The sequence below is a fragment of the Streptomyces venezuelae genome, from assembly GCF_008642335.1.
GTDB lineage: Bacteria > Actinomycetota > Actinomycetes > Streptomycetales > Streptomycetaceae > Streptomyces > Streptomyces venezuelae_F.
Genome location: NZ_CP029191.1, coordinates 4241882 through 4259306 on the forward strand (window position 1 = coordinate 4241882; position 17425 = coordinate 4259306).

General features: G+C 72.3%; 15 protein-coding genes. 8 read left to right on the forward strand and 7 right to left on the reverse strand.

Features of this window, described 5'->3' with window-relative positions; translation table 11 throughout:
• Positions 1 to 10: 10 nt before the first annotated feature.
• Complete coding sequence (locus tag DEJ49_RS19145; protein ID WP_150185252.1) at positions 11 to 1237, forward strand: cytochrome P450; 1227 nt, start codon at positions 11 to 13, stop codon at positions 1235 to 1237.
• Between the two features lie 18 nt (positions 1238 to 1255).
• Here DEJ49_RS19145 and DEJ49_RS19150 read toward each other — a convergent pair whose 3' ends face one another.
• A complete protein-coding gene (locus tag DEJ49_RS19150) occupies positions 1256 to 2167 on the reverse strand; it encodes a diacylglycerol kinase (RefSeq protein ID WP_150185253.1) in 912 nt (303 codons plus the stop codon).
• A gap of 176 nt (positions 2168 to 2343) precedes the next feature.
• Between DEJ49_RS19150 and DEJ49_RS19155 the strand changes: the two genes are divergently transcribed.
• Positions 2344 to 3627 carry an adenylosuccinate synthase gene (locus DEJ49_RS19155; RefSeq protein WP_150185254.1) on the forward strand — a complete coding sequence of 428 codons (1284 nt, stop codon included), beginning with the start codon at positions 2344 to 2346 and terminating at the stop codon, positions 3625 to 3627.
• On the opposite strand, the gene DEJ49_RS19160 is transcribed toward DEJ49_RS19155, so the two are convergent.
• The 4 genes from DEJ49_RS19160 to DEJ49_RS19175 form a co-directional block, all read right to left on the reverse strand.
• Complete coding sequence (locus DEJ49_RS19160) at positions 3624 to 5132, reverse strand: substrate-binding domain-containing protein (protein WP_150185255.1); 1509 nt, start codon at positions 5130 to 5132, stop codon at positions 3624 to 3626. The two genes, DEJ49_RS19155 and DEJ49_RS19160, sit on opposite strands and share 4 nt — an antisense overlap.
• 75 nt (positions 5133 to 5207) lie before the next feature.
• Positions 5208 to 7010 (reverse strand): serine/threonine-protein kinase, encoded by a 1803-nt coding sequence (locus tag DEJ49_RS19165; RefSeq protein ID WP_150185256.1) that lies wholly within the window; start codon positions 7008 to 7010, stop codon positions 5208 to 5210.
• 81 nt (positions 7011 to 7091) lie between these two features.
• On the reverse strand, positions 7092 to 7571 hold the full coding sequence (locus DEJ49_RS19170; protein WP_150185257.1) for a MarR family winged helix-turn-helix transcriptional regulator: 480 nt from the start codon (positions 7569 to 7571) through the stop codon (positions 7092 to 7094).
• Entirely contained in the window at positions 7568 to 8173 is a 606-nt protein-coding gene (locus tag DEJ49_RS19175) for a DJ-1/PfpI family protein (RefSeq protein WP_150185258.1), read from the reverse strand. Before DEJ49_RS19175 ends, DEJ49_RS19170 begins: the two co-directional genes overlap by 4 nt.
• A gap of 177 nt (positions 8174 to 8350) precedes the next feature.
• Between DEJ49_RS19175 and DEJ49_RS19180 the strand changes: the two genes are divergently transcribed.
• Together DEJ49_RS19180 and DEJ49_RS19185 are read left to right on the forward strand one after the other, a co-directional pair.
• Positions 8351 to 8998: a DUF4956 domain-containing protein gene (locus DEJ49_RS19180; RefSeq protein ID WP_150185259.1), complete on the forward strand. Its 648-nt coding sequence runs from the start codon at positions 8351 to 8353 to the stop codon at positions 8996 to 8998.
• Complete coding sequence (locus tag DEJ49_RS19185; RefSeq protein WP_150185260.1) at positions 8995 to 9801, forward strand: VTC domain-containing protein; 807 nt, start codon at positions 8995 to 8997, stop codon at positions 9799 to 9801. The genes DEJ49_RS19180 and DEJ49_RS19185 overlap by 4 nt, the downstream gene beginning before the upstream one ends.
• On the opposite strand, the gene DEJ49_RS19190 is transcribed toward DEJ49_RS19185, so the two are convergent.
• Together DEJ49_RS19190 and DEJ49_RS19195 are read right to left on the reverse strand one after the other, a co-directional pair.
• Positions 9740 to 11122: a sensor histidine kinase gene (locus DEJ49_RS19190; protein WP_150185261.1), complete on the reverse strand. Its 1383-nt coding sequence runs from the start codon at positions 11120 to 11122 to the stop codon at positions 9740 to 9742. The two genes, DEJ49_RS19185 and DEJ49_RS19190, sit on opposite strands and share 62 nt — an antisense overlap.
• A complete protein-coding gene (locus DEJ49_RS19195; protein WP_150185262.1) occupies positions 11122 to 11832 on the reverse strand; it encodes a response regulator transcription factor in 711 nt (236 codons plus the stop codon). Before DEJ49_RS19195 ends, DEJ49_RS19190 begins: the two co-directional genes overlap by 1 nt.
• Before the next feature lie 110 nt (positions 11833 to 11942).
• Between DEJ49_RS19195 and DEJ49_RS19200 the strand changes: the two genes are divergently transcribed.
• The 4 genes from DEJ49_RS19200 (at position 11943) to DEJ49_RS19215 (ending at position 17379) form a co-directional block, all read left to right on the forward strand.
• Positions 11943 to 12452, forward strand: a complete 510-nt coding sequence (locus DEJ49_RS19200; protein WP_150185263.1) for a hypothetical protein — start codon at positions 11943 to 11945, stop codon at positions 12450 to 12452.
• Between the two features lie 322 nt (positions 12453 to 12774).
• The gene (locus DEJ49_RS19205) at positions 12775 to 14130 is read left to right on the forward strand and encodes an aspartate aminotransferase family protein (RefSeq protein WP_150185264.1); all 1356 of its coding nucleotides are present in this window, start codon (positions 12775 to 12777) and stop codon (positions 14128 to 14130) included.
• 136 nt (positions 14131 to 14266) lie between these two features.
• A complete protein-coding gene (locus tag DEJ49_RS19210; RefSeq protein WP_150185265.1) occupies positions 14267 to 14962 on the forward strand; it encodes a GntR family transcriptional regulator in 696 nt (231 codons plus the stop codon).
• Positions 14959 to 17379, forward strand: a complete 2421-nt coding sequence (locus tag DEJ49_RS19215) for a dolichyl-phosphate beta-glucosyltransferase (protein WP_150185266.1) — start codon at positions 14959 to 14961, stop codon at positions 17377 to 17379. Before DEJ49_RS19210 ends, DEJ49_RS19215 begins: the two co-directional genes overlap by 4 nt.
• The last annotated feature ends 46 nt before the right edge of the window (positions 17380 to 17425 follow it).

A 17425-nucleotide genomic window follows, 5' to 3' on the forward strand; every position in this document is an offset into this window, starting at 1 on the left:
GCGTCCCCCCATGGACGCAGCGTTCGAAGCGGCAGAGGTGTTCACCCCGTCCTCGCCGGAGTTCGTGGCCGACCCCTACCCGGCGTACGCACGGCTGCGCGAGGCGGGCCGCGCCCACTACTGCCCGCCCACCGGCCAGTGGCTGATCCCGCACCACGCGGACGTCTCGGCCCTGCTGCGCGACCGGCGTCTGGGCCGCACGTACCTGCATCGCTTCACGCACGAGGAGTTCGGCCGCACGCCACCGCCGCCCGAGCACGAGCCGTTCCACACGCTCAACGACAACGGCATGCTCGACCTGGAAGCACCCACGCACACGCGCATCCGCCGCCTGGTCGCGAAGGCGTTCACGCCGCGCACGGTGACGCGACTGCGCCCCTACGTCGACCAGCTGGCGGACGAGCTCGTCCGCGACCTGGTGGCGGACGGCGGCGGCGACCTCAAGGCCCGCGTCGCCGAACCGCTGCCGGTGGCGGTCATCGCCCAGATGCTGGGCATCCCGGAGAGCGACCGGGGACTGCTGCGCCCCTGGTCGGCGGCGATCTGCGGCATGTACGAACTGAACCCGTCGGAGGAGACGGCCGCACGAGCGGTCACCGCCTCCCTGGACTTCTCCTCGTATCTGCGGGAGCTGATCTCGGCACGCCGCGCGAACCCGACCGAGGACCTGGTCTCCGCCCTGATCGCGGCGCACGAGGACGGGGAGTCGCTCACCGAACAAGAGATGATCTCGACGTGCGTGCTCCTGCTCAACGCGGGACACGAGGCGACGGTGAACGCGACGGTCAACGGCTGGCACGCGCTGTTCCGCAACCCGGCGCAGCTGGCCGCGCTCCGCGCCGACCCGGCCGGACTCGTCCCCACGGCGGTCGAGGAGCTGCTCCGCCACGACACGCCGCTCCAGCTCTTCGAACGCTGGGTCCTCGACGACATCGAGATCGACGGCGTGACGATCCCGCGCGGCGCCGAGCTGGCCCTCCTCTTCGGCTCCGCCAACCACGACCCCGCGGTCTTCGACGCCCCCGCCGACCTCGACCTCTCCCGCCGGGACAACCCGCACATCTCCTTCAGCGCGGGCATCCACTACTGCATCGGCGCGCCCCTGGCCCGCATCGAGCTGTCGGCGTCCCTGCACGCACTGCTCCGGCGGGCCCCGGCCCTCCGCCTCGCGGCGGACCCGCCGCGTACCCCGAACTTCGTGATCCGGGGCTTCGAGGAGCTCGTGGTGACGGTGTGAGGCGCCTAGCAGGACCTCTCACCGAGGCAACGTAAGCCCCCAGGCCCGAGCCCGCACCGTCCACGTGCGGGTCCGGACCGGGCCCGCCACCACCGCGTCCGCGCGGTAGCGGAAGTCCGCTCCTGACACCGTCACCGTCCGCGCCCGCACCCGTACCGGCGACGCGTCCGCCCCCGCCGACGGCGACGGGTGAACCTCCACGCGGGCCAGGCCGCCGCCCCCCGCGGTGACGCGAACGGTCTCGACCGGCTGGTCGAGGCCGACGAGCGTGACCCCGTCCGCCTCGATCCGGAGCCGGGCCGGCGGCACGGCCCGGGACGGGCGCGCGGGGCGTGCCGCGAGCGTGCGGACGAACGACTGGCACGAGCGCAGCCACGTGTGCCCCTCCGCCCCCACGCCCGCCCTTCCGGCGACCACCCGCGAGGAGCCCCCCGCGCCCACGGCCGAGGAGACGTCCTCCCCGGACACGGACACCGCGGGGCGGGACCTGTCCGCCCCCACCGGCGGAATCCGGAGATCCCCGAGGACGACCCCGTCACTGTCGTCCACCAACAGGTCGAGCCGGCGTTCGACGCCCTCCAGGACCGCCCGCGCCGCGGCCACCGCCCCCGTCGGCACCCCGAGCCGACGGGTCAGCGTGAGGGTCTGCGCGGCGCCCACGGGGACGACCGACAGAGCACACCCCGCAAGGTCCCGCTCCCGGTGGAGCGCCGCCACCGCACGCAGCAGCGCCCGGTCGTCGCCGATCACCACGAGCCGCCGCGCACCCCGTCTGGCCAGCGCTTTCGTGAAGTCTTCGGGGCCGTCGGGGAGGCAGACCCGGACCGCGGCGCCCGCGCCGAGCACATCCTTCGCGATCCGTACCGACTCACCGTCCGTGCGCCGGGCGACCGGGTCGATGACGACTAGGAGCTGGTCGCGAGCCGACAACGTGCGCCCTTTCTTTTAGCCGTTCTTTGAGACCTCGGGTAGCATCTTTGTGCAAGAGCCCCTTGCGCTATTGCGCCAGGGGCTTCGTCTATTCCGGGGCAGCATCCAAGGCACACCCATACGGCGGCTACGGCCCCAGACCTTGGACATGCCCCGCCCGGAAGGGGTGTACGCCTGTGCCCGCACTTGTGCTGCTCGGTGCTCAGTGGGGTGACGAAGGCAAGGGAAAGGCCACTGACCTGCTCGGTGGCTCCGTGGACTATGTAGTGCGCTACCAGGGCGGCAACAACGCCGGCCACACGGTCGTCGTCGGCGACCAGAAGTACGCGCTGCATCTCCTCCCTTCCGGGATTCTCTCCCCGGACTGCGTGCCCGTCATCGGCAACGGAGTCGTCGTCGACCCGTCGGTCCTGCTCTCCGAGCTGAGCGGTCTGAACGAGCGCGGCGTCGACACGTCGAAGCTGCTGATCAGCGGCAACGCGCACATCATCACGCCGTACAACGTCACGGTCGACAAGGTCGGCGAGCGCTTCCTCGGCAAGCGGAAGATCGGCACGACCGGCCGCGGCATCGGCCCGACGTACGCCGACAAGATCAACCGCACCGGCATCCGCGTCCAGGACCTCTACGACGAGTCGATCCTGAAGCAGAAGGTCGAAGCGGCCCTGGAGCAGAAGAACCAGCTCCTGACCAAGGTCTTCAACCGGCGCGCGATCGAGTCGGAGCAGATCGTCGAGCAGCTCCTGGAGCACGGCGAGAACATCAAGCAGTACGTCGCCGACACGACGCTGATCCTGAACAACGCGCTCGACGACGACAAGGTCGTCCTGTTCGAGGGCGGCCAGGGCACGCTCCTGGACGTGGACCACGGCACGTACCCCTTCGTCACCTCCTCGAACCCGACCGCGGGCGGCGCCTGCACGGGTACGGGCGTGGGCCCGACGAAGATCAGCCGGGTCATCGGCATCCTGAAGGCGTACACGACCCGCGTCGGCGCGGGCCCGTTCCCGACGGAGCTGTTCGACGCGGACGGCGAGGCGCTGCGCACCATCGGCGGCGAGCGTGGTGTGACGACGGGCCGTGACCGCCGCTGCGGCTGGTTCGACGCCCCGATCGCCCGCTACGCGACGCGCGTCAACGGCCTCACGGACTTCTTCCTCACGAAGCTCGACGTCCTCACCGGCTGGGAGCAGATCCCGGTCTGCGTGGCGTACGAGATCGACGGCAAGCGCGTCGAGGAGCTCCCGTACAACCAGACCGACTTCCACCACGCGAAGCCGATCTACGAGATGCTGCCGGGCTGGTCCGAGGACATCACCAAGGCGCAGACCTTCTCCGACCTGCCGAAGAACGCGCAGGGCTACGTGAAGGCGCTGGAGGAGATGTCCGGCGCGCCGATCTCCGCGATCGGCGTGGGCCCGGGCCGCACGGAGACGATCGAGATCAACTCGTTCGTCTAGGAACCACCGCTGTGCGAGCTCTCCGAGCTCGGTGAGAGGGGCGTCCCGGCACCGCCGCCGGGGCGCCCCTCCGCGCATACCCGCAGCCCCTCCGGCGTCGCGCACGGCAGGTGGCCGTGGGTGCGGATGACGTCGAGGCCGGTGCCGCGCGCGTAGGCGAGGAACCCGGCGGCGAGGGAGTCCCCGGGCGGCAGGCCGTAGGTGTAGGCGTACTCGATCTCGCGGTAGGGGTAGCCGCTCCTCTCCAGGTGTTCGGCCGAGGGGGCGTGGCCCTCCAGGCCGAGCCGGTGCAGGCCCTTGAGGCCGGAGGCGGCGCGGAGTTCGCCGTAGCCGATGGCGCCCGGGATGCGGCCGACGGTGTCGAGGACCTGGTCGGTGGAGTCGAGTTCGCAGCGGGTGACGGGCACGGACGGGTCGTCCTTGCCGAGGCAGTCGTTGGACGACGCCTTGATCTCGAAGGTGCCGCCGAGGACGCGGCGCTGGAGCGTGTCGCGGGTCCCGGAGCTTGAGCCGCGGCTGACGAGGACGACGGGCAGGTCGGGCCCGCCGAGCTCCTTCCAGTTGCGTACGTCGCCGCGGTAGATCCGACGCACCTGCGGCAGGGTCAGATTCCGCACCGGCACGTGGTCGTTGAGGACGAGCGCGAAGACGGAGACGGCGACGCGGGTCTCGGCGAGCCGGGGGAAGCCGTCGGACTTGGGCCCGTCGGAGAAGGCGAGCAGGGCCGGGGCCCCCTTTCGACGCTTCTCCCGGGCGAACTTCCGCCCCGCGTCGTCGAGTTCCCGCACGCCCGCCGCGCTGCCATGGGCGCTGACCGTGATGGCGGAGCCGGGGCAGTCGTCCTCGCGGAGCACGATGATCGAGGCGAAGGTGACGACGGACAGGGTGAGCAGGACGGTCAGGAGCTGGGCGGGCCGGGACAGCAGCGGCGGCTTGTCGTCGACGGTGGTGGACCGGTTGGGCTGTACGTCGCCTGCCTGGATGCCGCCGAAGAGCGTGACCTCGCCGCCGACGGGTCCGCCGGTGAGCAGGACGAGGAGTTTGTAGTGCTGCCCCCGGTTGAGGGGGACGCGCGGGATGTGCAGGGTGCTGCCCTCGTACCGCAGCCCGGCCGCTGCGGTGAAGTGCTCCATCAGGTGGTCGTCACCGGACGGCGCGGTGACGGCGAGGCCGCGGACGGTGCGTCCGGTGAAGACGGCGGTGAGCCCGTGGAGCGCGCGCCCGCTGTAGTCGGCGTCGGAGACGGCCTGCGAGCCGTCGTTCTCGACGCGCAGCAGGACGAGCGTGGCGTCGGACATCTCGGGGGTCTCGTCGAAGAGCCCGAGGCGGGCGTTGGCGCCGCCCGTCCGTACGTTGTCGCCTATGGCGGTGTCCAACTGGACGCGATACCCGATGCGTTTGCGCCGAGGCACCCTCCGCTCGTACCAGAGCGCGCCGACGGTGGCGGCGAGCCCGAGGACAGCGGTGAGCACGGCGATGGTGTTCTCGGCGCTCAACCAGTCCATGGGCGGTGACGGTAGGCGGCGCGGAGCCGGCGGGCGCCGGCTTCGCGGTCCCGTCGGCAGCTGTTGCCGGAGGGTTCAGTTCCCCTTGTCGTACGTCAGCTCGCCGCTGCCGTCCGTGTTGGCGCGCCGCAGCTTGCCGTTGCCGAGGATGGTGATGACGCTCGGGTCGCCGGGCGTGCAGGACGTCATGGGCTCGCCGACAATGACCTCGGTGGGCCCGATGCGCAACCGCTCGCCGGACGCGGACACGAGTTTGCCCTGGAAGACGCAGTGATAGGTGCCGCCGCCGTCGGCGGGCCCGTCGGCCGTCACGGACAGCACGGTGTCGCCGGTCTCGCCCTGCTGGAGGGTGAGTTCGCGGGTGCTGTGGCCGTCGTCGGTGTCGAGGCCGCCGGACCAGGTGCCGAGGTACTTGTCCGGGATGGCGCCGTCGTCACTGTCGGACGGCGACGGTTCGGGAGAGCTCGACTCGGGCCCCGGTGTGGAGGGCCCCGGAGTCCTCGGCGCGCTGCTGGCCTGGTTTCCGTTGGCGGAGTCGTCGCGCTGCTTGTCCTCGGCGCTGTCGCCGTTCATGACGGCGTAGACGGTGCCGCCCGCTCCGAGAGCCACTATCAGCGCGACGGCGATCAGCGCGGCGGTGGACCGCCCACTGCGCCGCGCGGGCTCGGGCGGCGGAACGGGCCCGTAGGGGGGAGTGGACCCGAACCCGGGCGGGGGCGGCTGGTGGGGGTATCCGTAGGCGGGGTGCTGGGCCGGGGCCGCCTGCGGCGCGGGGACGTGCTGCGGGTAGCCGTACACCGGGGCGCCGGGCGGCGGCGTGGGAGGGGCCTGCCCGGAGACCATGGTGGGCAGGTGGTCGAGGGGGGCGGTCCCGGGCTTGCCGGGCGGAGGGGGAGTGGCCCCCTGAGGCTTCCCCACACCCTTGGGGCCCTCGGCGCCTTCCTCCCCCGCGTCTTCGGGATCCTCGGCGTCCAGCAACTGCACGGCGTGACGCCCCAGTTGGGCGACGAGGGCGCCGGGCAGCCAGGGATCGAGCGTGTGCCCGTCGTCCCCCAGGGCGTCGGCGGCCCCCGTGCGCTCGAGAACCTCGTCGAGGGAGGGCCGGTCGCCCGGCTCCTTGCGAAGGCAGGCGGCGATCAGCTCCGCGAGCCCTTCGGGCAGCCCCTCCAGATCCGGCTCCTCCTGCGCGATGCGGAACATCAGCGCGTGCACGCCACTGTTGGCCGTGCCGAAGGGCAGGGCGCCGGAGGCGGCGTAGGCGAGCACGGACCCGAGACAGAAGACGTCGCAGGCGGGGGTGATCCGGTCCCCCCGCACCTGCTCGGGCGCCATGAACCCGGGCGACCCGACGAGCGCGCCGGTACGGGTGAGACCGCCGTCGGTGACCGTCTCCAGGGCGCGCGCGATACCGAAGTCGATGACGCGGGGCCCGTCGATGGTGACGAGGACGTTGGACGGCTTGAGGTCACGGTGGACCATGCCGGCGGCGTGAATGTCCTTGAGGGCGTGGGCGAGCCCGGCCCCGAGAATGTTGACGGACCGCTCGGGCAGGGGCCCGTGGTCGTGCGAGACGACACTCTGGAGGGAGGGCCCGGCCACGTACCCGGTGGCGAGCCACGGGATGGCGGCCTCGGTGTCGGCATCCAGGACGGGCGCGGTCCACGCACCCCCCACCTGCCGGGCGGCCTGCACTTCCTGCCGGAACCGGTTCCTGAACTCCTCCTGCTCGGCGAGCTCCTGGCGAACGAGCTTCACGGCGACCGTACGACCCCGCTCGGACCGGGCGAGGTACACGTGCCCCATGCCTCCGGCCCCGAGCCGCGCCAACAGACGGTACGCGCCGATCCGCTGCGGATCCCCGGGCACGAGCTTCTCCATCGCCGCACCGACCTCCCCCCATTGGTGTGCAACAGGGTGAGGATAGTGCGGCGGTACGACAGGATGTGCAGGGACCGCCGTCTACGGTTCCGTGACGGGCCCGGAGGCCCCCGCGTCCGCGTCGACGACGTCGTCCAGGACCGTGGCGAGGCGTTCCAGCACCCGTACCGTATCCGCGAACTCCGTCTCGCCGAGCGCGTCCGCCAAGCGGGACGCCAAGTCCGCGTGGCCCGGCTCGATGCGGGCCACCGCGGCTCGACCCTCCTCCGTCGGGCGGAGGAGTTTGGCGCGGCGGTGGGCCGGGTTCGGGACGTACTCGGCGAGGCCCTTGCGGACCAGGAGGTCCGCCACGCGCTGCACGCTCTGGCGCGTGATGCCCATCGCGCGGGCGATTCCCGCGACCGGCAGCGGGTCGCGCAGCACCGCGCCGAGCACTTGCCACCAGGCAGCGGTGAGCCCGGCGGGCTTGGCCAGTTCCTCGGACGCGGTGAGGAACTGGCCGTTGAGGCGGAAGACGGTCAGTGCGGTGCGGCTCAGGAGGTCCTGGCGGTCGTCGCTCACGAGTTCAGCGTTTCGTACGCCGCCGGGTCCGAGTCGTGGAAGAGGCGGTACCACGCGTCGAGCTTCTCGGCGTCGAGCACGTCGCCGAGGCGGCCGAAGATCTCGCGGGCGAACGCGACGGGTTCCGTCGGGCCCGCCGTGATCAGGTCGCCGTCGGTCACCGCGTCCGTCTCGGCGTATCTCTCGCCGCCCTTGTAGCCGGTGGCGGCCAGATACATGGACGCCCCGCTCGTGTGCGTGCGGTCGTCGAGCAGCCCCTCGCGGGCCAGGCCCGCCGTGGCCCCGCAGATCGCGCCCACCGGGACGCCCGCGTCCAGGAACGCGCGGGCCGTGCGGGCGAACGGGGCGAGGTCGTCGCTCGTGTCCCACAGGTCCGCGCCCGGCAGGATCAGCAGGGAGCTGTCCTCGGGGCGCAGTTCGGCGAGGGAGAGGTCGGGCTGTACGCGCAGGCCGCCGAGGGAGACGACGGGTTCGGCCGTCGGGGCGACCGTGCGGATCTCGTATCCGAAGCGGGCGAGCCAGGCCGTGGCGTGGCCCGTCTCCCAGTCGGCGAACGTGTCGTAGAGGGCCAGGTGCACGGGCTTGCGGGACGTGAGGGACATGCGAGCCTCCGGGGGTGCGAGCGGTGCGAGCGAGTGGCGTGCCTTGCGTTGCTGCGTATGTAAGCATGCTGTCGTAATGACAGCATGCTGTCAATGGTCCGGGGATGGAGGGGCCGGGGACGTTCGTTAACGCTCGCCAGGGGCGGGCTTAACCTTCCGCTCCCTAGCGTCCTCGCCATGGACAGCACCCTGACCCTCTGCGCCCACCTGGGACTCGACCTCGCCGCCGTCGCCCTGCTGACCTTCGGCGTGTTCTATCCGCGGCACCGCAGGCGCGAGCTCGTCCCCGCGTATCTCGCCCTGAACGTCGCCCTGTTCGCGATCGTCGCCGGACTCGGGACCGTCGGCGGCGACGGCGGACTCGCGCTCGGGTTCGGGCTCTTCGGCGTGCTCTCGATCGTGCGGCTGCGCTCCGACGCGCTGCAGCACCAGGAAGTCGCGTACTACTTCATCACCCTCGTACTCGGGCTCCTCTGCGGTCTGCCCGCGCTCGGTCTGCCCGTGGCCGCGCTCCTCGCCGGTGTCCTGCTCGCCGTGATGTACGGCGCCGACCACCCCCGCCTCTTCGCCCGCGACCGGCGGACCGTCGTCACCCTGGACTCCGTCCACCGCGACGAGGACTCCCTGCGGGCCGAACTCGCGCGGCGGCTCGGGGAGCCGCTGGGGTGGACCGTCCAGGAAGTCGACTACGTACGTGACCTCATGGTGTTGGAAGTACGTTTCCGTCAGCCGGAACCTTCCGTGACCTCCCGGGAGTTGACGGTACGACGACGCACGACCCGGTCCCGCACGATCGCCCCCAGCCACCCGAAGGAGACCGTGTGAACCCCGCCGTACGCGCCATCGGCCGCGCCGCCACCGCCGCGCACCCCATCGCGCTGGACGAGGTCAACGCCAGGGCGGAGCTGCTCGCCCGCTTCGACAACAGCTACCTCGTGCCGGTCGAGATCTTCGAGGATCTCGCCGCCCTCCTCACCGACCCGCGCCGGTCCGGCGGCCCTTTCCGGGCGCTCAGCATCGGCGGCAAGCGCTGGTTCCGGTACCACTCGACGTACTACGACACCCCGGACCTCGGCACCTTCCACGACCACCGCCAGGGCCGCCGCCTCCGCTACCGCATACGGGAGCGGGTCTACCAGGACAGCGGCGAGCGGCAGTTCGAGATCAAGCTGAAGAGCGGACGCGGCGAGACCGTCAAGCACCGGCAGCGCCTGGAAGGCGACGACCACGCCCTCGACGGGGTGCGGCTCGGGTTCCTCGCGGGCGTGCTGCGCGGGTCGTACGGCATCGAGGCGCCGGACGGGCTCACCACCTCCCTCGTCACCGACTACCAGCGGGCCACGTTCGTCGCCGACGGGCAGCGCGTCACCTGCGACGCGGGGCTCGTCGTGCGCGACACGGTGACGGGGCGCAGCGCGGCCGCCGACAGCGGACTGGTCCTGGTCGAGACCAAGACCAAGGGCCATCTGACGGAGGCCGACCGCGTGCTGCACCGGTTCGGGGTGCGGGCGGCGGACTTCACCAAGTACTGCGGGGGGTACGCCGCGGTCAGGCCCGAGCTGGGCATCAACAAGTGGGCTCGGGCGGTCCGGACGGCGTTCCCCCGGGGTGCGCGCGCGGGGGCGTGAGGGGCAGGGGGCGCGGAAGGGGGAAGGTGAGGGTCACGCGGGCGCCGGAGCCCTGAGGCGTGGCCGTCGCTGTCTCGAACGTGCCGCCCGCCTCCTCCGCCGTGCGGCGCGCGATGTCCAGGCCGAGGCCCGTGGAGCCCGCGCCGCTCGTGCCGCGGTCGGGGGCGGCCCCAGGGTCGGGGAAGCCTGGCCCCTCGTCGGCGACGGTCAGCTCCGCCCGCCGCCCGTCGGGTGCGCGGCGCACGGTGAGGGAGAAGGCGGTGCCGTGCGGGGTGTGGTCCAGGACGTTGCCGATGAGCGCGTCGAGGGCGGCGGTGAGTTCGTCCGCGGGGACGGGGACGGGGATCTCGGTGTCGGGGGTGTCGGTGCGCACGGCTCGGCTCTGGTCCTCCGCCAACGGCGCCCAGAACGCCGTACGTTCCCGTGCGACCGCCGCCAGGTCCGCGCGAGGCGCCTCCCGCAGGGGGCGCCTGGCCTTGCGGATCACGTCGTCGACGCTGCGCTCCAGCGCCGACACGTCCGCGGCGATGCGGTGCGCCTCGTCCGGGTCGCGGAGGGTCTCCGCATCAAGGCGCAGGGCGGCCACGGGGGTGCGCAGGCGGTGCGCGAGGTCGGCGGCGTTCTCGCGCTCGGCGGTGAGGAGCTCGTCGATGCGGGCGGCGAGACGGTTCAGCTCGCCCGCGATCAGGCGCAGCTCGGGCGGGCCCTCCGGCTCGGCGCGGGCCGTCAGGTCACCGGCGGCGAGCCGGTCCGCGGTACGGGCGAGGCGGCGCGTCGCCCCGACCAGGCGCGCGCCGAGCCGGTCGGCGAGCAGGAGACCCACGAGTACGAGACCGACCCCGATGCCGGCCAGCACGAGCCAGGACGCGAGCGTGCCCGCGTACAACTGCTTTTCGCTGAGCGTCACTTGCACGACGGCCGTGCCGTCCTTGGCGCCCTGCACGGGGACCAGGACGAGGCGGCCGCCGGAGCCGGGTTCGTAGGTGAAGGCGCGGCCGGTGCGGGCGAGGCGTACGGGGTCCGTGACGGCGGATCCGTGTCCCAGCCGGGGGCCGATGACCTCGCCGTCGGCGAGGATGAGCGAAGTGCTGGGCAGATCATTCCCGTTGACGCTCTCCACCGTCTGCTCGGCGGTCTCCCGCTCGTCGGCGGTCGCGAGGACCGGGCCGAGGGCGTGGGCGACCCACTGGGCGCGGGCGGTGGCCTCGGCGGTGGCGCGGTCGGCCGCGTGGCTCCGGGTGAGGAGCGTGAGGGGGACGAGGAGGGCGGTGAGGACGAGAGCGGTCGTGGCGGCGGTCAGGAGGAGCAGGCTGCGGCGCATCAGGCGGGATCCTGGTCGCAGGGTTCCTGTTCGCCGGGTGGTGCCAGCTTGACGCCGACCGTGCGGACGGTGTGCAGATAGCGCGGGCGCTGGGCCGTCTCGCCGAGCTTGCGGCGGAGCCAGGACAGGTGGACGTCGACGGTCTTGTCGGCGCCGCCCAGGGGCTGTTGCCAGACCTCGGCGAGCAGTTCGCGGCGCGAGACGACCTGGCCGGGGCGGCGGGCGAGGTAGGCGAGGAGGTCGAACTCGCGGGGCGTCAGGTCGACGGCGGCCTCGTCGAGGGTGACCTCACGGGAGGCCGGGTCGACGGAGAGACCGCCCACGCGCAACGGCTCCTCGGTCTCGAACACGCCGAGCCGCCGCAGTACGGCCTTGACGCGGGCGTCGAGCTGGGCGGCGCCGAACGGCTTGACGATGTAGTCGTCCGCGCCGGCCTCCAGGACGGTGACCATCTCGGGCTCGTCGTCCCGCGCCGTCGCCACGATGACGGGGACGTCGCTGACGGCCCGCAGCATGCGCAGCACCTGCGCCCCGTCGACGTCGGGCAGCCCCAGATCGAGCACGACCAGGTCGGGCCTGCTGGTCACCGCCGCGTCGAGCCCCGCCATGCCGCTGGGCGCGGTCGCCACGGCGTGCCCCTTGTCGCGCAGGGCCCGCACGAGCGCGCCGCGGAGCTGGGGATCGTCCTCGACGACGAGAAGATGTGCCATACAACCACCGTAGTGAGGGCCGGGGCACGAGCCTTGCCGGGGTCTGACCGGATTCTTATCTGACCGGACTCTTAACCGGGCGTTAGGAAACGATGCGGCACAGTGGCGGAATGAGGAAGTGGCGGAACGCGGTCGTAACGGCGGCGTGGGTGGCCGTGGGCACGGCGGCGGGGGCGCTGGGCGCCTGGCAGTTGGCGAGCTCCGACTCGGACGGGGCGGGGGGTGCGGCGCACAGTCGTCCGCTGGACGAGGCGGCGGTACGGAAAGCCTTGACGGCGTCTACGCCGACTCCCACGTCACGGTCGACGTCCACGCCCCCGACGCCGCCGACGCCTACGTCGACGCCTACGTCGACGCCCTCGGCCGAGCGCTCCACGGTCCGCTTCACCGGGGGGTCGGCGACGGTGGAGTGCCGGGCCGACGGCACGGTGCGGCTCGTCTCCTGGAGTCCGGCGGACGGGTTCCACATCGATGACGACGTGGAGCGGGGGCCGGGGGCGGTGGCTCGTCTGGAGGCGGAGCCGGGTGACGACGACGATCAGCCGGACCTCCCGTATGAGATCCGCTGCGCGGGGGGCACGCCGAAGGCGAAGATCCTCCCGGACAGGGACGACGACTGAGCCCCGCTTGCCCGTGCGGGCCGCATGCGGTTGCTCGCGCAGTTCCCCGCGCCCCTGGGGGAGTCCACCTTCCGTGCGGGCCGCATGTGGTTGCTCGCGCAGTTCCCCGCGCCCCTGGGCAGTCCTCCCACCCCGCACCATGAGGGGACGCATACGGCAGCGCCCAGGGGTCTTCCCCAGGGGCGCGGGGAACTGCGCGACCAGCTACCACCGGCCCGCGGCCCGCGAGCACACGTCCCCCGACACTCTGTCGGGTTCAAGACGCCACGTACGACAAGACGCCCATGTCCCGTCCACTCCGTGGACATCTACCCTCGGCCCCATGACCCCTCAGCCGAATCCCCAGGTCGGCGCCGCCGTGAAGGCCGCGGACCGCGCACACGTCTTCCACTCCTGGTCCGCACAGGAGCTCATCGACCCGCCGGCCATCGCCGGCGCCGAGGGCGCCTACTTCTGGGACTACGACGGAAACCGCTACCTCGACTTCACCAGCGGACTCGTCTACACCAACATCGGGTACCAGCACCCGAAGGTCGTCGCCGCCATACAGGAACAGGCGGCGACGATGACGACCTTCGCCCCCGCCTTCGCCGTGGAAGCCCGCTCCGAGGCCGCACGCCTCATCGCCGAGCGGACCCCCGGCGACCTGGACAAGATCTTCTTCACGAACGCCGGCGCCGACGCCGTCGAGCACGCCACCCGGATGGCCCGCCTGCACACGGGCCGCCCCAAGGTGCTCTCGGCCTACCGCTCGTATCACGGCGGCACCCACCAGGCCATCAACCTCACTGGCGACCCGCGCCGCTGGGCCTCGGACACGGGAGCGGCGGGCGTCGTCCGGTTCTGGGCGCCCTTCCTCTACCGCTCCCGTTTCTACGCGGAGACCGAGCAGCAGGAGTGCGAGCGCGCCCTCCAGCACCTGGAGGACACCATCGTCTTCGAGGGGCCGCAGACCGTCGCCGCGATCATCCTGGAGACCGTGCCCGGGACCGCGGGGATCATGATCCCCCCGCCCGGCTACCTCGCCGGCGTCCGCGAGCTCTGCGACAAGTACGGCATCGTGTTCATCCTCGACGAGGTCATGGCCGGCTTCGGCCGCACCGGCGAGTGGTTCGCCGCCGACCTCTTCGACGTCACCCCGGACCTGCTGACCTTCGCGAAGGGCGTGAACTCCGGATACGTGCCGCTCGGCGGCGTCGCCATCTCCGGGAAGATCGCGGAGACCTTCGCCAAGCGCCCCTACCCGGGCGGCCTCACGTACTCCGGCCACCCGCTGGCCTGCGCCGCAGCCGTCGCGACGATCAACGTCATGGCGGAGGAGGGCATCGTGGAGCACGCGGCGAAGCTGGGTGCCCAGGTCGTCGAGCCCGGTCTGCGTGCGCTCGCCGAGCGCCACCCCTCCGTCGGCGAGGTGCGCGGCGTCGGCATGTTCTGGGCCCTGGAGCTGGTCAAGAACCGCGAGACGCGCGAGCCCCTCGTGCCCTACAACGCCACCGGAGACGCGAACGCCCCCATGGCCGCGTTCGGCGCCGCCGCGAAGAAGCACGGACTGTGGCCGTTCATCAACATGAACCGCACCCACGTGGTCCCCGCGTGCAACATCACGGAGACGGAGGCGAAGGAGGGTCTCGCGGCGCTGGACGCGGCCCTCTCGGCGGCCGACGAACACACCGTGTAACGCCCCTCACCTGGGGTGACGGGCCGGTCGGGGGTGTGACGCACGCCCCCGGCCCCGGAACCCCGACCGCGTAGTGTGACGTGCTCGTAAGCAAGACGACCACGTCGACCACGTCAGACTCCGCGGGGGAAACCAGATGCCCGGCACCGACGGCCCCGCCGTCATCCGCAGCACTCTGCGCCAGCAGATCGCCGACGCCCTCCGCGACGAGGTCCTGGCAGGCAGGCTGGAGCCGGGGCAGGAATTCACGGTCAAGGAGATCGCCGAGCAGTACGGCGTCTCCGCGACCCCCGTCCGCGAGGCCCTCGTGAACCTCACCGCGCAGGGCCTCCTGGACGCCGACCAGCACCGCGGCTTCCGCGTCCACGAGCACACCCTGGACGACTACCGCGGCATGCTGGAGGCCCGCGGCCTCATCGCCGACGGCATCTTCCGCGACCTCATGGCACACGGCGCCCGCAGGGACACGGCGGACGCCCTGTTCTCCGTCCGCCGCCGCGGCGAGGAAGCCGCCCGCGCCGCCTGCGCGGGCGACCTGACCGTCCTCATCGGCTACGACCTCCGCTTCTGGCGCGAGCTCAGCGCCCTCTTCGGCAACGCCCACCTCTCCGACTTCCTGCACCGCCTGCGCCTGAAGTCCTGGGTCTGCGCCGTCACCCACCTCCGCCGCTGGAGCGACATCAACGGCGGCGACCTGCGCGGTCTGCTCTGGTCCCGGCACACCGAGCTCGTCGACGCCCTCGTGCGCAACGACCCGGAGGCCGCGCACGCGATCGTCAGGGAGTACAACGCGCACTCCCTGTCCCTCATCGAGCGGCTGGCCGCTGCATGAGTGCGGACCTGGGCGTGGACCTGTCCGTCGTCGTCCCCGCGTACAACGAGGAGCAGCGCCTCGGCCCCACGCTCGACGCGCTCCGCGACCACCTCGAGACGGCCTACCGGGGCGCCTGGGAACTGATCGTCGTCGACGACGGCTCCACCGACCGGACCGCGGAGATCGCCGCCGAGGCGTCCGCCGCGGACCCCCGCGTCCAGCTCGTGCGCGGCGGCCGCAACCGCGGCAAGGGCCACGCGCTGCGGCTCGGCGTCCTCGCCACGTACGGCCGCCGCGTCCTGGTCACCGACGCCGACCTCGCCGCGCCCATCGAGGAGCTCGACCACCTCGACAAGGCGCTCACCGACGGCCACGCGGCCGCGATCGGCTCCCGGGCCCGCCCCGGCGCGACGATCGACACCCACCAGCACCGCCTGCGCGAGCTGCTCGGCCGTACCGGCAACTTCCTCATACGGTCGGTCGCCGTCCCCGGAATCCGCGACACCCAGTGCGGCTTCAAGCTCTTCGACGGCGACCGGGCCCGTGAGGCGTTCGCCGCGTCCCGGCTGCACGGCTGGGGCATCGACGTCGAGATACTGCAGTACTTCAGGCGGCAGGGGTGGCCCGTCGCCGAGGTGCCCGTGCGCTGGTCCCACCAGGAGGGATCGAAGGTCAGGCCGCTGGACTACGTGAAGGTCCTCGCCGAGCTGACGACCCTCAAGGCCCGCACGGTCCGCCGCGCCGACGTCCTCGTCGCGCTCCTCTTCCTGGCCCTCTCGGTCACCCTGTACTCCAGCCGCTGGACGGCACCCGCCCACCGCTACATCCCGGACTCGCTCCAGGACCAGAACCAGTGGGAGTGGTTCTTCGCGGTGACGGCGGACAACGTCCGGCACCTGAACAACCCCCTGTTCACCACCCTCCAGAACGTCCCGGACGGCGTGAACCTCATGGCCAACACGGTCATGCTGGGCCTGTCCGTGCCGCTCGCGCCCGTGACCTGGCTCCTCGGTCCGGCGGTCGCCCTGAACGTGGCGATGACGGGCGGCCTCGCGGCCACCGCCGTCAGCTGGTACGCGCTGATCCGCAGACGCCTCGTCCCGCACCGGGGCGCCGCCGCCGTCGGCGCGGCCCTCGCCGCGTTCGCGCCCCCGATGGTCAGCCACGCCAACGCCCACCCGAACTTCATCGTCCTCTTCATGATCCCGCTGATCATCGAGCGGGCGCTGCGGCTCTGCGAGGGCACACGGGTCGTACGCGACGGCGTCGTCCTCGGGCTCTGTACGACGTACCAGATCTTCCTCGGCGAGGAGCCGCTGCTCCTGGCGGCGCTCGGCATGCTGCTCTTCGCGCTGGCGTACGCGGCCGTGCGCCGCGACGTGGCACGCGCCGCGTGGCGCCCGCTCGCGCGCGGCCTCGGGATCGCCCTGGCCGTCACGATCCCCCTGGTCGCGTACCCCCTCTACTGGCAGTTCTTCGGCCCGCAGAGCTACAAGAGCGTGCTGCACGGCGACAACGTCGGCAACAGCCCGCTCGCCTTCCTCTCCTTCGCGGAGCGCTCACTCGCGGGCAGCCACGAGACCGCCGACCACCTCGCCATGAACCCGACCGAGCAGAACGCCTTCTACGGCTGGCCGCTCGCCGTCCTGGCCTTCGCGATCGTCGTACGCCTCTGGGAGCGCACGGTCGTCAAGGCGCTGGCGTTCACCGTGCTCGCGGCCGCGCTGCTCTCGCTCGGCCCGAAGTTCCGCATTCCGCTCACCGACCTCGTCCTGCCGGGGCCGTGGGCGGCGCTTTCCGGCCGACCTCTCTTCGAGTCCGTCATCGAGTCGCGCGTGGCGATGGTGTGCGCCCCGGCGCTCGGCATGCTCCTCGCGCTGGCGCTCGTACGACTGCTCCGCGCTCCCCGGCGCGCACACCGGTTCGCTGGGGTGGCGGCCGTCGCCCTCGCGCTGCTGCCGGTCTTCCCGGCGCCGCTGAAGGCCGTGGACCGGGTCGACGTGCCGCCGTTCATCGCGCAGGGCACCTGGCGGACGTATCTCGGCAAGGGCGAGACCCTCGTCCCGGTGCCGGTCCCCGACCCCGCCAACGCGGAGGGCCTGCACTGGCAGGTCGCCGCCGACCTGGGCTTCCGCATCCCCGGCGGCTACTTCAACGGCCCCTGGGGCCCGGACCGCATCGGCATCTACGGGCCCTCGCCCCGCAACACCTCCACCCTCCTGCGCGACGTCCGCTCCTCGGGCCGCGTCCCCGAGGTCACGCCCGACTGGCGCGAGGCGGTGCGCCAGGACCTGGAGTTCTGGAAGGCGGGCCTCCTCGTCCTGGCCCCGCAACAGAACGACGGACAACTGCGCGCGACCGTGGACGCGCTTCTCGGCCGTCCCGGAAAGTGGGTGGACGGCGTATGGATATGGGACCTGCGCAAGGGCAGTTAGGGGACAGGGCCGCGACTACGCTGCCTGAGTCCCCGCCCCCCCACCC

Bases quoted from the DNA above. Each gene is read 5' to 3' on its own strand.
- DEJ49_RS19145 (WP_150185252.1), top strand. From the start codon at position 11: ATGGACGCAGCGTTCGAAGCGGCAGAGGTGTTCACCCCGTCCTCGCCG.
- DEJ49_RS19160 (WP_150185255.1), bottom strand. From the start codon at position 5,132: ATGGACTGGTTGAGCGCCGAGAACACCATCGCCGTGCTCACCGCTGTC.
- DEJ49_RS19165 (WP_150185256.1), bottom strand. From the start codon at position 7,010: ATGGAGAAGCTCGTGCCCGGGGATCCGCAGCGGATCGGCGCGTACCGT.
- DEJ49_RS19175 (WP_150185258.1), bottom strand. From the start codon at position 8,173: ATGTCCCTCACGTCCCGCAAGCCCGTGCACCTGGCCCTCTACGACACG.
- DEJ49_RS19180 (WP_150185259.1), top strand. From the start codon at position 8,351: ATGGACAGCACCCTGACCCTCTGCGCCCACCTGGGACTCGACCTCGCC.
- DEJ49_RS19190 (WP_150185261.1), bottom strand. From the start codon at position 11,122: ATGCGCCGCAGCCTGCTCCTCCTGACCGCCGCCACGACCGCTCTCGTC.
- DEJ49_RS19195 (WP_150185262.1), bottom strand. From the start codon at position 11,832: ATGGCACATCTTCTCGTCGTCGAGGACGATCCCCAGCTCCGCGGCGCG.
- DEJ49_RS19200 (WP_150185263.1), top strand. From the start codon at position 11,943: ATGAGGAAGTGGCGGAACGCGGTCGTAACGGCGGCGTGGGTGGCCGTG.
- DEJ49_RS19205 (WP_150185264.1), top strand. From the start codon at position 12,775: ATGACCCCTCAGCCGAATCCCCAGGTCGGCGCCGCCGTGAAGGCCGCG.
- DEJ49_RS19210 (WP_150185265.1), top strand. From the start codon at position 14,267: ATGCCCGGCACCGACGGCCCCGCCGTCATCCGCAGCACTCTGCGCCAG.
- DEJ49_RS19215 (WP_150185266.1), top strand. From the start codon at position 14,959: ATGAGTGCGGACCTGGGCGTGGACCTGTCCGTCGTCGTCCCCGCGTAC.